We start from the raw sequence: 14426 nt of genomic DNA on the forward strand, positions 1-14426 counted from the left end.
GTGTCTGGTGTGCGCCCGGATCATGCCGGGCGCAACCTAATTATGCGACGTCAAAGCTCAGCGGTTTGACCTGCGTGAACATGCCGGCACCCTCAAGTTCCTTCAGCGCCTCGGCTGGTACGGGTTCATCGACATACAGCAGCGCAATCGCCTCACCCTTTGCCTCGGACCGGCCCAAGGTAAAGTTCGCGATGTTGACGTCATGTTTACCCATGGTTTGCCCCAACAGGCCGATGATGCCCGGCACGTCTTCGTTGGTTGTGTAAACCATATGCGCACCGATTTCGGCATCAATGTTGATACCTTTGATCTGGATAAAGCGCGGCTTGCCATCGCTGAACACCGTGCCCGCAACGCTGCGTTCGCGCTTGGACGTCACGACCGTGACTTTCATGTAACCGTCAAACGCACCCGTCTTGTCCTGCTTTGTCGTGCTGATCTTGATGCCACGTTCTTTGGCGATCACAGGGGCGGATACCATGTTGGTATCGGGGTTCGCCTTTTTCATGATGCCCGCGATGGTGGATGCGGTCAGCGCCTCAAGGTTCATATCCGACACAGTACCGTCAAACAGGATGTTGATCGCCGTGATCGGTTCATCCGTCATTTGCCCGATAAAGTTGCCAAGGTGTCCGGACAGCGAAATCCAAGGCGTCATCACCTTGGCTTCTTCGGCTGTCACAGATGGCATGTTCAGCGCATTGGTCACGGCACCCGTCATCAGATAATCTGACATCTGTTCGGCCACTTGCAGCGCCACGTTTTCCTGCGCCTCGGTCGTTGCCGCACCAAGGTGAGGCGTCACGACGACGTTGGGCAGGTTGAACAAGGGGCTGTCTGTGGCGGGTTCGGTTTTGAACACATCAAACGCAGCACCCGCGACGTGGCCGGATTTCAACGCATCCGCCAGCGCATCTTCGTCGACCAATCCACCACGCGCACAGTTCACAATCCGCACGCCTTTCTTCAGCTTAGCGATGTTTTCGCGGCTCAGGATGTTCGCAGTCTGATCGGTGAACGGCACGTGCAGCGTGATGAAATCGGCGCGCGCCAGAAGATCATCCAGCTCGACCTTTTCAACGCCCATCTTGTCGGCCTTTTCTTCGCCAAGGTAGGGATCAAACGCGATCACCTTCATCTTCAACGCACGGGCGCGGTCACACACGATCCCGCCAATGTTACCCGCGCCGATAACGCCAAGGGTCTTACCCGTCAGCTCAACCCCCATAAATTTGGATTTTTCCCACTTACCAGCGTGGGTAGACGCGGACGCCTCGGGGATTTGGCGCGCCACGGCGAACATCATCGCGATGGCATGTTCAGCCGTGGTGATCATGTTGCCGAACGGCGTGTTCATCACGATGATACCAGCCTTTGATGCGGCTTCTTTGTCGACATTGTCGGTGCCGATGCCCGCGCGGCCAATGACCTTCAGGTTGGTGGCGCGCGACAACAGCTTTTCCGTCGCCTTCGTGGCGGACCGGATCGCAAGACCGTCATATTGATCAATCACAGCGGCCAGCGCGTCTTTGTCTTTGCCAAGGTCGGGCATGAAATCCACATCAACCCCACGGTCGCGGAAAATCTGAACGGCAGTTTCGGAAAGCTTGTCGGAGACGAGTACTTTGGGAGCCATTTTTAGCGTCCTTCAATGAATTGTGTCGGCGCGAACGCCAGAAAGATTAGGAATTGATTTCGGTCTGAAACGCCCAGTCGAGCCATGGCAACATCGCTTCGATATCGCTCGTCTCGATTGTGGCACCGCACCAGATACGAAGGCCCGCAGGCGCATCGCGGTAGGCACCCACGTCCAGCGCAACGCCCTCAGCCTCAAGCCGTTTGGCAACCGCTTTGGCAAAGGCCGCACCATCGGTAATGCGCGGGTCGGTGAATTTCAGACAGACAGACGTGTTGGACCGTGTGGCATTGTCGACAGCCAGATTGTCGATCCAGTCGCGCGTTGCACAGAAATTCCAGATCGCCGATGCATTGGCATCCGCACGCATCCGCAAGGCAGGCAAACCACCAATGGATTTCGCCCAGTTCAACGCAAAAAGATAATCCTCAACGCACAACATCGACGGGGTGTTGATGGTCGCACCCGTAAAGATACCCTCGATCAGCTTGCCACCTTTGGTGAGGCGGAAAATCTTGGGCAGGGGCCACGCAGGGGTGTAGTTTTCAAGACGTTCAACAGCGCGCGGGGACAGAACAATCATCCCGTGCGCCGCTTCGCCGCCCATGACTTTTTGCCAGCTGAACGTGGTGACATCCAGTTTGTCCCAGGGCAAATCCTGCGCAAAGGCGGCTGAAGTGGCGTCGCAAATCGTCAGGCCGATCCGGTTCGCAGGGATCGGATCACCCGCCACACGCACGCCAGATGTCGTACCATTCCATGTGAACACGACGTCTTGGTCATAATCCAGCGCCGCCATATCAACGATATGCCCGTAATCCGCGATGTGTTCCGAGGCTTCGATTTTCAGCTGCTTAACAACATCGCTGACCCAGCCCGCGCCAAAACTTTCCCACGCAACCATCTGCACGGGGCGTTCGCCCAGCAGGGACCACATGGCCATTTCAACCGCGCCCGTGTCGGACGCAGGAACGATGCCAATGCGGTAATCCGCAGGAATTCCCAGCACATCACGTGTGCCTTCAATTGCTGCTTTTAATTTGTCTTTGCCCACGGCGGCGCGGTGCGAACGACCAAGGGATGCGTCCTGCAATGCGTCAAGCGACCATGTGGGGGGTTTGGCACAAGGGCCAGATGAAAAACGCGGGTTCGCCGGAACGGCGACAGGTTTTGTGGCCGGCCGCGCTGCCGGTGTCTTGATAGCCATTGATCGTATCCTCACAGATATATGCCCTTCGTTGGGGAAGGGTGTCCCACGGATGCGTTTAAGGGGCGTTCGCGGACCCCACAACCGCGAAAACGATCTATTTGCGACCCATCGGGCGGGATGCGCGCCACAGGAGGAGCGTATCGGAAACTTCGCGCATCTCGGGGGCAGCGGGGTTGCGCTTTGGCGATCAACAGGGTTTTTGGGCGATAACCTTCGGAGGATTGCCTATGTTCGTCATCACCCTGATCGCCAAAGCCCGTGGATTAGACCCTGCTTTGGTCGAATCCCTGCGCAATGCGTGGGGTGGACAATCGGCCCAGTGGCTGGCCGCGGACGAGGCGGCAGAATTCGCCTTGAACACAAAGCCCGACAACCTGTGGGACGTCTGGGCAGACGTACAAAAGATGGGCGTTGATCTGGTTTGTCAGCCCTTGGACGGGCGGCGCAAAAAGATGCTGCTGGCCGATATGGACAGCACGATGATCCAGCAGGAATGTATTGACGAACTGGCAGACGAAGCAGGCGTTGGCGCACACGTCGCCGACATCACCGCCCGCGCCATGAACGGAGAGCTCGATTTCGAGGCCGCGCTGATCGAACGGGTCGGGCTGCTTAAGGGATTGGATGAAACCGTCATCGCCAAAGTGTTGGCACAGAGGATCACCTACATGCCCGGTGGCGCCGCGTTGGTGCGAACGATGGCGGCTGATGGTGGTCATGCGGCGCTCGTCTCGGGTGGGTTCACGGCCTTCACGGCGCAGGTCTCAGCTGAACTGGGGTTTAACGAAAATCGCGCGAACACGCTTTTGGTTGAGGATGGAAAGCTGACCGGCGATGTCGGCCGCCCGATCCTTGGCAAAGCGGCAAAGGTTCAAGCGCTCAACGAAATCACCGCACGGATCGGGATCAGCCCCGCCGATGTGATTGCCGTTGGCGATGGGGCCAATGACCTTGGCATGTTGCACGCCGCAGGCACGGGCGTCGCCTTGCACGCCAAACCATCCGTCGCCGCGCAGTGCGATGTGCGCATCAACCACGGTGACCTGACGGCGTTGTTATACGTGCAAGGCTACGTCAAAACCGAATTCGCCTAGGCCGCCAACGCCGCCCGCGTTTTCCCGATCATCAACGCCGCCTTCGCCGCCTCACGCCCCTTTTCCACGAAATGGTCGCGGTAGATGGCGTTGTGGTGCTCAGTTTCCTGATATTGGTGCGGGGTCAGCGATACGGACAGCACAGGCACGCCCGTTTCCAGACCAACGCGCATCAGTCCGTCGACCACCGCAGCGGCGACAAAATCATGCCTGTATATCCCGCCGTCCACGACGAACGCGGCACAGGCGATGGCCGCGTATTGGCCCGATTTGGCAAGGTCCTGCGCCACAAGCGGCATTTCAAACGCACCGGGCACGTCGAACACATCGACCTGGGATGCGGGGATCCGTTCAACAAATCCGTCGTAGGCACGATCAACGATATCGGCGTGCCAATTCGCCTTGATAAAGGCGTAGCGTGAAGTGGATGTCATTTGGGGCTCCTTTCCCTAAACCACGCAAATGCGCGGGTGACACATCACCTCGGGGCAAAGGATCAGCGCGCGCGCAATCTGCCCGCACACCGATGCTCTCTCTCATCCGGACTATGACCGTCGGCTCTGGAATTTCACCAGTATCTGCTGACCAAGGGGCCTCCTGAAAGGAAACCCCTTGCGCTCGCGGGCTATAACCGCCGGTGGGGAATTCCGCCCCGCCCTGAGAACATGATTTAGATGTAGGATTCGCGCAGGTTAGGCAAGCACTACGCTGGGTCGCATATCGCCCGTAATCAGCCCCGCGAAATTCTTGAGGTCAGGATTGCGATAGGCCTTAACCGCCGGGTCATTGGCATCCAGTACACCCAGCTTGCACAGGATCGCCGCCATCGCACATTCAGACGCCCGCGTGGTGCCATCGACGATCTTCAACGCGACGCCCATCTTCAGTTCTGGCAGAATGGCGATAAAGAACCCCTCGGCCCCTGTCTTTACAGCCGCCTTTCCCTTGGCGGCACGCATCAAATGGGTGCAGGCGCGGTCGTCGTTGGCGACCAGTTCGGGGTGCGCCATCATCGCGTTGCGCAGACGCACCATGGCGGCCCCGCGTGTGTCATCACCCGCACTGGCAAACGCTGCCATCGCGCGGGCCATGCCGACAATGGTGCAGGCGTGGTTGGGCGCACTGCACCCGTCAATGCCCCAACCGGGCGACGTTTCCTGCGTCAATTCTTCGAACACCTGTTTGATGCCGACCTGCAAAGGGTGATCGATTGCCACGTAGTCCGGCCCCCATCCGTTTGCCTTGCCCATGGTCAGGAACCCGCAATGTTTGCCGCTGCAATTGTTGTGATAGCGGCACGGCGTCGCATCGCCCTTCACCAACCCGTTGCGCGCGGCAATATCGGCGGGCCACTGCTGCCCGCAGGCAAACACATCATCCCCCAATTCCAGATCGGCCAACCACCGCTGCACGCGGTCTGTGTGGATCGCCGCGCCCGAATGGGACGCACACGACAGCGCCAATTGTTCGCCCGTTAAACCGAACCGGTCCGCCACACCCGATTCCACCATCGGCAACGCCTGAAGCATCTTGGCCGACGACCGTGGATAAGTCACCGCGCTCGGATCACCCCACGCATGGACGATTTCGCCCGCCTCATCGACCACAACTGCGTGACCACGATGGACGCTTTCCAGCATCCCGCCACGCCAAAGTTCAACAAAATCGACTGGATCAGCCATCTTTTCCCCCTGTTGCGCGGCAATCCGCGCAAATATAAGTACCCAAAGGGCTTTCCCATTTGGGCAAAAACTTGCTAATGCTATGGGTATCGAGTTGAAACCGCTCAATCTAGCGCAAAAGGTGCCCACAAGAGGTGCTGGCTAAGTAGAGCAACCAGAGGCACGGACAGCTTGGAGGCTGTATTTATGATTTCAAAGATTACGCACGCGCTTGGCGCACTTGCATTGATGACGACATCCGTCGCGGCACAAGAGGCCAGTTCAAATCGCGTTGCTGCAAATACGGATTGGTCCGTGTTCGTCGAAAGCGACCCCACCGAATGCTGGGCCGTGTCCGCGCCCAAAGAAACCGTGAATTCACGTGACGGGCAGGTTGTATCTGTGCGCCGCGGTGAAATTCTGTTGTTCGTGTTCTACCGCCCCAATGCGGGCGTGCAGGGCCAGGTGACGTTCACGGGCGGTTATCCGTTCGCGGGCGGTTCTACGGCTGAACTCGACATCGGCGGCACAACGTATGAATTGTTCACCGAAGGCGAATGGGCGTGGCCCGCAACACCCGAGGACGACGCCCGCATCGTGGCGGCCATGAAACGCGGATCAGCCGCGACAGTTTCGGCCCGTTCCGGCCGTGGCACAGTCACCCGCGATACGTTTTCCCTGCTCGGCTTTACTGCCGGTGTAGAAGAAGCCGCAAACCGCTGTTCCGGCTAAACACGCCGTAATTCAAATTAGTGAAGGCCGGAATCCTAGGATTCCGGCCTTTCGCATTATATAGGGCCTGAAACCCTCACCGGAGTCGATTCCATGGATGCCCCGCAAGCCCCCATCACCCAAGACGTCATGACGATCAAACGTGTGCTGCCCGAAGGCGGCCCCGTGAACATCGTCGGCCTCACGCGCGATCAACTGCGCGCGGCATTGATTGGCGTCGGTGCGAAAGAAAAGCAGGCCAAAATGCGGGTCAATCAGATCTGGCAATGGCTGTACCACTGGGGTGTGCGCGATTTTGACGCGATGACGAACCTGTCCAAAGATTTCCGCGCGACGCTGGCCGAACATTTCAAAATCGAACTGCCCGAGGTCGTGACCAAAGAAGTGTCCACAGATGGCACCCGTAAATACCTCGTGCGGATTGCAGGCGGTCACGAGGTTGAGGTGGTTTACATCCCCGAAACGGATCGCGGCACGCTGTGTGTATCGTCGCAGGTGGGTTGCACGCTGACCTGTAGCTTTTGCCATACGGGCACCCAGAAACTTGTGCGCAACCTGACGGCGGGTGAAATCATCGGCCAAGTCATGCTGGCGCGCGATGATCTGAACGAATGGCCCGAACCCGGCCAAGGCACGGGCGCCAATGGCCCGCGTCTGGTGTCCAACATCGTGCTGATGGGCATGGGCGAACCGTTGTACAATTTTGAAAACGTGCGCGACGCGATGAAGATCGCGATGGATCCCGAGGGCATTCAGCTGTCGCGCCGCCGCATCACGCTGTCCACCTCTGGCGTTGTCCCTGAAATCGCCCGCACCGCCGAAGAAATCGGCTGTCAGTTGGCGATCAGTTTCCACGCGACGACAGACGAAGTGCGCGACAAGCTCGTGCCGATCAACAAGAAATGGAACATCGAAGAACTGGTTGCAGCGCTTGCTGCTTATCCAAAGGTTTCCAATTCTGAACGCATCACATTCGAATACGTGATGCTTAAGGATGTGAACGACAGCGACGAAGACGCGCGCCGCCTGATCAAGTTGATCGAAGGCATCCCCGCCAAGATCAACCTGATCCCGTTCAACGAATGGCCCGGCGCGCCGTACCAACGATCAGATGCGGACCGCATCAAATCATTTGCGCATATCATCTACAAAGCAGGCTATGCATCGCCGATCCGTAAACCACGCGGCGAAGATATCATGGCGGCCTGTGGTCAGCTCAAATCGGCGACAGAACGCGCCCGTAAATCCCGCAAACAGATAGACGCCGACGCAGGCCTGTAATCCTATCGCCCGTTCAACACACGCGCAGCCAGTTTTGCTGCGCGCCAGACGGGCAGGATGCTGGGGATCAGGATGTGTTGTTCGTCCGTCTCGGGTGGTTCAAGCGTTTCAAACTGTGATTTGATCAAACTGTTCGGCATGAAATGCCCGTGCCGCTGCGCCATGCGCGTGCGCACAGTGGCTTCTGACACTCGCGGATAAACCAACCGCAAATCCGGAACCATGGCGCGCAGATAAGCACGGTAAGACCGCCGCAGCGCCGAACACGCCAGAACAACGTCCGTTTCGTCATTCATCGCGGCACCGCACCGGTCCAGCCAGGGCCACCGCATGGCATCCGTAAGGGGTTTTCCCGCTGACATATGCGTAATGCTGTCCTCTGAATGCAGATCATCCGCATCCACGAACGCCGCACCCAGTTCTTCGGCCAACGCTGCACCAAGGGTTGATTTCCCCGATCCAGCAACCCCCATCACAACGACTCTGACCATTCAGCGCCCTGGAATAACGCCGCGCTTTTCGCCGGCACCTTCCCAGGTCTCTAGTGCCTCAACGGCTTCTTCTGCGGTTTCGACAAACTTGAACAGCGCCAGATCATCCGCCGAAATCGTCCCTGCCTCTGACAGGGCATCCCAGTTGATGATGCTTTCCCAGAACGCACGCCCGAACAGCAGGAACGGCACCTTTTCCATGCGCCCCGTCTGGATCAGCGTCAGCGCTTCGAATGTTTCATCCAACGTACCAAATCCGCCGGGGAATACAGTGATCGCCTTGGCGCGCATCAGGAAATGCATCTTGCGGATGGCAAAATAATGGAAATTGAAACACAGCTCTGGCGTGACATATTCGTTCGGCGCTTGTTCATGGGGCAGCACGATGTTCAGCCCGATAGACCGTCCGCCCGCATCAATGGCACCACGGTTGCCCGCTTCCATCACACCGGGGCCGCCGCCGGTGACAATGACGTTCTCGGACGCCTCGCCCTTTTCCGTCATAAGCCGGGCAAACTTGCGCGCTTCATCGTAGTACTTGGACAAATCGGCCAGCGTTTTCGTCCGCGCCGTGTCCTTTTTCGAAGGCTCGGGAATCCGCGCACCGCCAAACATCACAACCGTTGAATCAATGCCTTCTTCGTCCAGCATCAATTCCGGCTTAAGCAATTCCAACTGCAAACGCACAGGGCGCAATTCATCGCGGCACAAGAAATCGGGATCAGCAAACGCCAATGCGTAGGCAGGCGATCGCGTCTGCGGGGTGTCTGGCACATGGCTGGCTTCTTCGCGGTCCTGCGATGAACGTCGGAACGGATGGCGGCGGTTGTCGTCTTTCATGTGGACTGCTCCCAATCGGTTATTGTTGGTCTTTGTATTTTAGTGGCAGGGTTGCACCGTATTGTCCAACAACAGGAAGCCGAGATGACCATTACCCGCGCCGATATTGATGCTGCTGCAACACGTATTGCAGGCCACGTTCATGTGACGCCCGTGATGCGATCAGATGCGTTCGGGCTGCCGTTGCAGTTCAAACTGGAACACACCCAAGTCACCGGTAGCTTCAAGACGCGCGGTGCATTCAACTCTGTCATGACGGCCGATGTCCCCGCCGCCGGGATCGTGGCGGCATCGGGGGGCAACCACGGGGCGGCTGCGGCGCATGCCGCAAAGTCCCTTGGCCATGATGCGCATATCTTTGTTCCCGAATTGGCCGGACCGGCAAAGATCGATGTGATCCGGCAGACCGGCGCGACGCTTCATATCGTTGAGGGGGCCTATGCCGACGCTGCTGCGGCCGCCAAAGCGCACCAAACGGCAACTGGCGCGCTTAATATTCACCCGTTTGACGCACCTGCCACGGTTGCAGGGCAGGGCACCTGTTTCAAGGAATGGGACAGCCAAGGGCTGGACGCTGATACCCTCCTGATTGCAATCGGTGGCGGTGGTTTGATCAGCGGTGCGCTGTCGTGGTTTCAGGGGCGCAAAATCGTCGGTGTGGAAACGACAACGACCAACACAATGCACGCCGCCCTTGCCCATGGCCCAGAGACGGACATCAGTGTCTCTGGCATCTGCGCCAATGCGCTGGGCGCAAAGCGGATCGGGCGGCTGCCCTATGCCATCGCCACGGCCAATGATTTGCACAGCGTCCTTGTCACCGACGACGACGTGGTCACCGCGCAAAAACAAATCTGGCGGCACCTGCGCCAGCTTGTCGAACCCGCAGGGGCCGCCGGCCTCGCCGCGCTTTTGTCAGGGGCCTACGTTCCGGCCAAGGGCGAAAAGGTGGCAATCTTGTTGTGCGGCGCAAACCCCGCACCCATTCCGATTTGATTGCCCCGACGGGACCGACACGCTATGTCGCCCCAAAGGTAACACATCAATCAGGGGGCCATTATGTCCAACGCACAACTCGAAACCGCCATTGAGGCCGCGTGGGATGCCCGCGACACAATCACCGTCGACACACAGGGCGAAGTCCGCGACGCGATCACCGACACGATGAACGCGCTCGACAGTGGTAAACTGCGCGTCGCCGAACGTCAGGACAATGGCGACTGGCATGTGAACCAATGGGCGAAAAAGGCTGTGCTTTTGTCGTTCCGCCTGAACGATATGGAACAGATCGAAGGATCAAACGGCGGCGCAAGCTGGTGGGACAAAGTTCCGTCCAAATGGCAGGGCTGGGGCGACAACGAATGGAAAGCCGCAGGTTTTCGCGCCGTGCCCGGTTCTATTGTGCGCCGTTCGGCCTATATCGCGCCCGGCGTGGTGTTGATGCCATCCTTTGTAAACCTCGGCGCCTATGTCGACGAAGGTTCTATGGTTGACGGCTGGGCGACTGTGGGCAGCTGCGCACAGATCGGCAAAAACGTGCACCTGTCCGGTGGCGTCGGCATCGGCGGGGTCCTTGAACCCATGCAGGCCGGCCCGACCATCATCGAAGACAACTGCTTTATCGGCGCGCGGTCCGAAGTCGTCGAAGGCTGCATCATCCGCGAAGGTTCGGTGCTGGGCATGGGCGTGTTCATCGGCCAATCCACCAAAATCGTGGATCGTGAAACCGGCGAAGTCATGTACGGCGAAGTGCCTCCCTATTCCGTCGTCGTCGCGGGCTCTATGCCCTCCAAGAACGGCATTAACCTTTACTGCGCGGTTATCGTGAAACGTGTCGACGCCAAGACCCGTTCCAAAACCGGCATCAACGACCTTCTGCGGGACTGATGATTCTCAGCCGCTCCCTCGCCAAAGCCCGCATCGCGCGTGGCGAACGCCCCGGTTGGGGCGCGGCGTGGGGGCCTGTGATGTTCGATGCGGCCTGTTTGGTTTTCGCGTTCGTGATCCTGTATCGCCCGTTCCAATCTCTGGTCGAAACATTCAATTTCCCCGCTTGGGCAACGGCAGCGGCGCTTTTGGCGCTCGGGTTTATCCCTATTCAGGCCGTGCTGATCTTTTCCTCGCTTTGGGCCAGCAAATCCCGTTGGCTCGATAAGGATTCCACCGAATGACCGACAAACCCAAAAAGAAATCCCGCCAGCAGGTCTATACATTGCTCGTGGAAATTGGCCGCAAAGACGGCGACGGCCTGCCCAAAGACAGCACAGGCGCGGCCCTGATGATTTATGCGTCCGGCATCGATGAGGCAGAAGCCGTGCGTGAAACTGTCGCCATCCTCAAACAGGCAGACACCGCACCGCTTGATGTGTCCGGCTACGGCACGCTTGATGAACGCCTCCAAGAAGGCCACGACATTGCGGACGAAGAACGCGCCCTGATGCAGCGTGCGCTTGATGAAAACAGCGTGATCGTCGCCCAAATGACCCCGTTTTTTGACGGCGATACCCTCAACACCGACGCGACTGAACACTAGCCAATCGTCACGCCCGTCAGCGTCAACGCCTCATAGCCCTGCAACACCGGCGCGGCGAGCCCGATGTTACGCGGGCGCAGGGCAGCGGGAATATCGGCCAGCACAGACGTCTTCAAAAACGCCGGATTATCCAGCACGGCAGACCCGTCGAAACTTTCGACGGTGGCGCCGTTCACCGTGATGATCTCATGGGTGTCCAACAGGATTTGATGGTAGGTCATGACGGGCGGTTTGGGGCGTGTGGGTTCTGCGCAATTGCGCACCTCAAGATGGCGAATGGCCGTTGTCACACGTTCTTCGCCAAACAGATATTCCACCTCTGATCCGGATAAACAGGCCCGTTGATCGCGCGCGGCCACCAGATCATCCCACAGGCCCATGTAGGGGCGGCGCAATGTCATTGGCGCAAACCGCCCCAGCGCGGGAACCGTCGCTTGCCCCGCCCACAACACCCGAACCGGCGCGCCATGTTGCACAGACACATAATCGCCCGCCACAATATCGCGGATCGCACGTGGGCCGTTCGGTGTATCCACCGCAGCGGACCCCGAAAGACCGGGGATCGGGCCCAGCGGGCAGGGGGCATCGGCAATGGCGGCAAAGTTCACGGTGTCGTCCAGCGAACAGGCGTTCGTATCTTTCATGATCCGCCGTGCATCGCGCAACGACAGCGGGAACGGCGCCAAAACCTCGGTCTGCCACAACACCCCGTGATCAGGAATATGCGCGCTCAGAAATCCTTTGCGGTTCGGCGCGTCCCAGACGTAGGTGATATGAACAGTCTGCACCTTTTGGCCCAGCGTCGTCTTCAACGCGGTCGACAGGTGGCGCGACCCTTGGCGCATCAACAACCGCACCGTGCCATCCGGTTCCAGACAAATCGTGATCCCCGATGGCCAAGGGTCAAGCGCGCCGAACCGCACCAAATTCACCGGGTGCGACTGCGGGCGCACTGTGGCTTCAACCATCAAACTGCCGCGGGTCAACAGATCAAGCCCGACAGGATCGCCCCCATGCCCACAGCCAAGGCCCGCAGGGTTGAAAACCCCGTCCTCGTGTGTGCGTGTGCCGATCCAGTTCAATGTCATATGATCAGGCGACCCGTCTGCGCAGGGCTTCGGCTTCGTACCGCTTTAACAGTGGACGCGCGGCAGGCCCGTACCCTTCACCGGTGTTCACATTCAGCTCGGGGAAGATTGTGGTGATTTCTTCGATGATCTCGGCCTCGAATGATTTTGTGGTCTGCGGACCGGGCAGGAAACTTTCGGACGCAAGGCCCTCTGCATAGATAACCTGATGGCGATCAAACATCAGATGCACGTATTCCACATCGCCCCCTTCAACGGATCGAATAGATTTATCATTGACCAGATCTTTGGCCGCGATCAGCACCTCGTCCTCGCCAAACATCAGCTCTGCCAGCACGTCTTTGACCAACACACGGTGCAGCGGCGAAACCATCACCTCACCATGCTGCCCCAGCGCGTTCTTACCGATGCAGATCGGGGCCATCTTGCCTGTCGCAGGAACAGACCGCTTGCCGATCCAGCGCAGCGGCTGTGGGCCGTCATCGCGCGTCATAACCATGTCTCCGGCGGTCAAACCTTCAACGGCACGTGGCCCGTCGACAGTGTCGATCATCGATCCGGCCACAAAGCACGGGATCGTTTCAACGGTGACAAACCCAACGTCCGTTTCCAGAACATTGCCGGCCCCGTCCTTGCTTTCGACCTCATAGGTAAAGCTGGTCGTCTCAAAATCACTGTCAGTGGTAATGTCGAACGTACCATCCGCCAACAGCTTGACCGACTGGCCCGTCGCCAGCGTAATCGTATCCCCCGCAAAAACGGCATTGCCGTTGATATGCGTCACTTGCAACGTGCCGGTTGTGTTGTTGATGTCATTGCCGACGACATCGACGTTCTTGGTGACGCTGTCTTGCATCGTCACATAATCTTGTTCGGCAACCAGCTCTGTCTGGATCGAATTTGCGGCGATCAGCAGGTTGGAATCATAGTTGCTGTCGGCCACATCAGCGATGCCGATCTTGATCGTGTTCGTCTCACCGGCATTGACCGGAATGGTCAGCGTCATGGTAACGGTGAAGCCGTCCATCTCAGTGTTGAACTGGTCGCTGGTGTTGTCGTTATAAAGGTTGATGTTGTCCGTCTGGTTGACCGAATTGATCGTCGTGCCACTGGCCGCAATCGACAACGGCACGTGCGACCCGTTGATCCAGACACCTACCATGTCGTTGTAAACCGAGTTCGTGTATTCGGGATATTCATCCGAACTGAAAACGAACTGCATGGTCATCGTGTCCATGCCTTCGTCGGGCACAAAATCCACGACCATGTAAGACGCGTCATAGGTGCTGGCGCCTGCAATCGCATTGAAATCGGAATCGTTGTTGGCGCCGCCACTGTTAACAGACGTCTGGGTGCTCAGGTTGGATTGATTGGAATTGTTGGTGAACCGCGTCGCGCTGCCGGTGGACAGGATAACGCCTGTGTCGCTGGGCGTCACATTGCCTGCAATCGCATCCCCGTTGGAATAAATACCAGACGAATAGCCCGACCCGGAATAGGTCGCGCCCGTGACAGATACACCATCGCCAAAGATGGTGTTTGCCATCTGAATGGCCGATGCGTTGGTGTTATACGTAAGCTCGTTACCTGCAACCATGCCGCCCACCCTTTCCAAAGGTGAGACAAGCCAGACGGCACCCGCAGTGATTTGCTGGTCAAAGTGCCTATATCTAGTGGTCGACGTTGCGACCTATGGACCATGTTGGGTCCGCTCGATGTCTGCCCTGCCTCGGGTCAATATTATTGTGTTAACTATATGTTAATGGCCGGAATTTTTGGTGGCTTTTTAGATGCTTACGTTCACGTCACGTGAAATATGTGTCGGCAATGACACAACCACAGGCGTTTGCATCACGTCGT

General features: G+C 58.2%; 15 protein-coding genes and 1 riboswitch. Of the genes, 7 read left to right on the forward strand and 8 right to left on the reverse strand.

Annotation, left to right across the window (positions count from 1 at the left end; genetic code table 11):
- Positions 1 to 40 precede the first annotated feature (40 nt).
- Positions 41 to 1636 carry a phosphoglycerate dehydrogenase gene (gene serA / locus L0664_RS11335; protein ID WP_235225961.1) on the reverse strand — a complete coding sequence of 532 codons (1596 nt, stop codon included), beginning with the start codon at positions 1634 to 1636 and terminating at the stop codon, positions 41 to 43.
- A 46-nt stretch (positions 1637 to 1682) separates the two neighbouring features.
- Positions 1683 to 2843: a phosphoserine transaminase gene (locus L0664_RS11340; RefSeq protein WP_235225962.1), complete on the reverse strand. Its 1161-nt coding sequence runs from the start codon at positions 2841 to 2843 to the stop codon at positions 1683 to 1685.
- A gap of 230 nt (positions 2844 to 3073) precedes the next feature.
- Between L0664_RS11340 and serB the strand changes: the two genes are divergently transcribed.
- Complete coding sequence (gene serB, locus L0664_RS11345; protein WP_235225963.1) at positions 3074 to 3940, forward strand: phosphoserine phosphatase SerB; 867 nt, start codon at positions 3074 to 3076, stop codon at positions 3938 to 3940.
- Here serB and L0664_RS11350 read toward each other — a convergent pair.
- Together L0664_RS11350 and L0664_RS11355 are read right to left on the reverse strand one after the other, a co-directional pair.
- Complete coding sequence (locus L0664_RS11350) at positions 3937 to 4374, reverse strand: 6,7-dimethyl-8-ribityllumazine synthase (protein ID WP_235225964.1); 438 nt, start codon at positions 4372 to 4374, stop codon at positions 3937 to 3939. The genes serB and L0664_RS11350 overlap by 4 nt on opposite strands.
- A gap of 90 nt (positions 4375 to 4464) precedes the next feature.
- A riboswitch (FMN riboswitch) is annotated at positions 4465 to 4609 on the reverse strand.
- 23 nt (positions 4610 to 4632) lie between these two features.
- Positions 4633 to 5622: an asparaginase gene (locus L0664_RS11355; protein ID WP_235225965.1), complete on the reverse strand. Its 990-nt coding sequence runs from the start codon at positions 5620 to 5622 to the stop codon at positions 4633 to 4635.
- A gap of 186 nt (positions 5623 to 5808) precedes the next feature.
- On the opposite strand from L0664_RS11355, the gene L0664_RS11360 reads away from it, so the two are divergent.
- Both L0664_RS11360 and rlmN read left to right on the forward strand, forming a co-directional pair.
- On the forward strand, positions 5809 to 6333 hold the full coding sequence (locus L0664_RS11360; RefSeq protein WP_235225966.1) for an invasion associated locus B family protein: 525 nt from the start codon (positions 5809 to 5811) through the stop codon (positions 6331 to 6333).
- A gap of 93 nt (positions 6334 to 6426) precedes the next feature.
- Positions 6427 to 7614, forward strand: coding sequence for a dual-specificity RNA methyltransferase RlmN (gene rlmN, locus L0664_RS11365; protein ID WP_235225967.1), 1188 nt, complete (start codon positions 6427 to 6429; stop codon positions 7612 to 7614).
- 2 nt (positions 7615 to 7616) lie between these two features.
- Here the strand turns inward: rlmN and L0664_RS11370 are convergent, their stop codons facing one another.
- Both L0664_RS11370 and L0664_RS11375 read right to left on the reverse strand, forming a co-directional pair.
- Positions 7617 to 8105 (reverse strand): gluconokinase, encoded by a 489-nt coding sequence (locus L0664_RS11370; protein ID WP_235225968.1) that lies wholly within the window; start codon positions 8103 to 8105, stop codon positions 7617 to 7619.
- Positions 8106 to 8945, reverse strand: a complete 840-nt coding sequence (locus L0664_RS11375) for an LOG family protein (RefSeq protein WP_235225969.1) — start codon at positions 8943 to 8945, stop codon at positions 8106 to 8108.
- Between the two features lie 84 nt (positions 8946 to 9029).
- On the opposite strand from L0664_RS11375, the gene L0664_RS11380 reads away from it, so the two are divergent.
- The 4 genes from L0664_RS11380 (at position 9030) to L0664_RS11395 (ending at position 11478) form a co-directional block, all read left to right on the forward strand.
- Entirely contained in the window at positions 9030 to 9941 is a 912-nt protein-coding gene (locus L0664_RS11380; RefSeq protein WP_235225970.1) for a serine/threonine dehydratase, read from the forward strand.
- Between the two features lie 63 nt (positions 9942 to 10004).
- Positions 10005 to 10832: a 2,3,4,5-tetrahydropyridine-2,6-dicarboxylate N-succinyltransferase gene (dapD, locus tag L0664_RS11385; protein WP_235225971.1), complete on the forward strand. Its 828-nt coding sequence runs from the start codon at positions 10005 to 10007 to the stop codon at positions 10830 to 10832.
- Positions 10832 to 11116: a hypothetical protein gene (locus L0664_RS11390; RefSeq protein WP_235225972.1), complete on the forward strand. Its 285-nt coding sequence runs from the start codon at positions 10832 to 10834 to the stop codon at positions 11114 to 11116. Before dapD ends, L0664_RS11390 begins: the two co-directional genes overlap by 1 nt.
- A complete protein-coding gene (locus L0664_RS11395) occupies positions 11113 to 11478 on the forward strand; it encodes a hypothetical protein (protein WP_235225973.1) in 366 nt (121 codons plus the stop codon). Before L0664_RS11390 ends, L0664_RS11395 begins: the two co-directional genes overlap by 4 nt.
- Here L0664_RS11395 and L0664_RS11400 read toward each other — a convergent pair.
- Positions 11475 to 12566 (reverse strand): Hint domain-containing protein, encoded by a 1092-nt coding sequence (locus tag L0664_RS11400; RefSeq protein ID WP_235225974.1) that lies wholly within the window; start codon positions 12564 to 12566, stop codon positions 11475 to 11477. The genes L0664_RS11395 and L0664_RS11400 overlap by 4 nt on opposite strands.
- Positions 12567 to 12570: 4 nt before the next feature.
- Positions 12571 to 14163, reverse strand: a complete 1593-nt coding sequence (locus tag L0664_RS11405) for a Hint domain-containing protein (RefSeq protein WP_235225975.1) — start codon at positions 14161 to 14163, stop codon at positions 12571 to 12573.
- Positions 14164 to 14426: the final 263 nt, after the last annotated feature.

Source organism: Octadecabacter dasysiphoniae (assembly GCF_021532615.1).
Lineage (GTDB): Bacteria > Pseudomonadota > Alphaproteobacteria > Rhodobacterales > Rhodobacteraceae > Octadecabacter > Octadecabacter dasysiphoniae.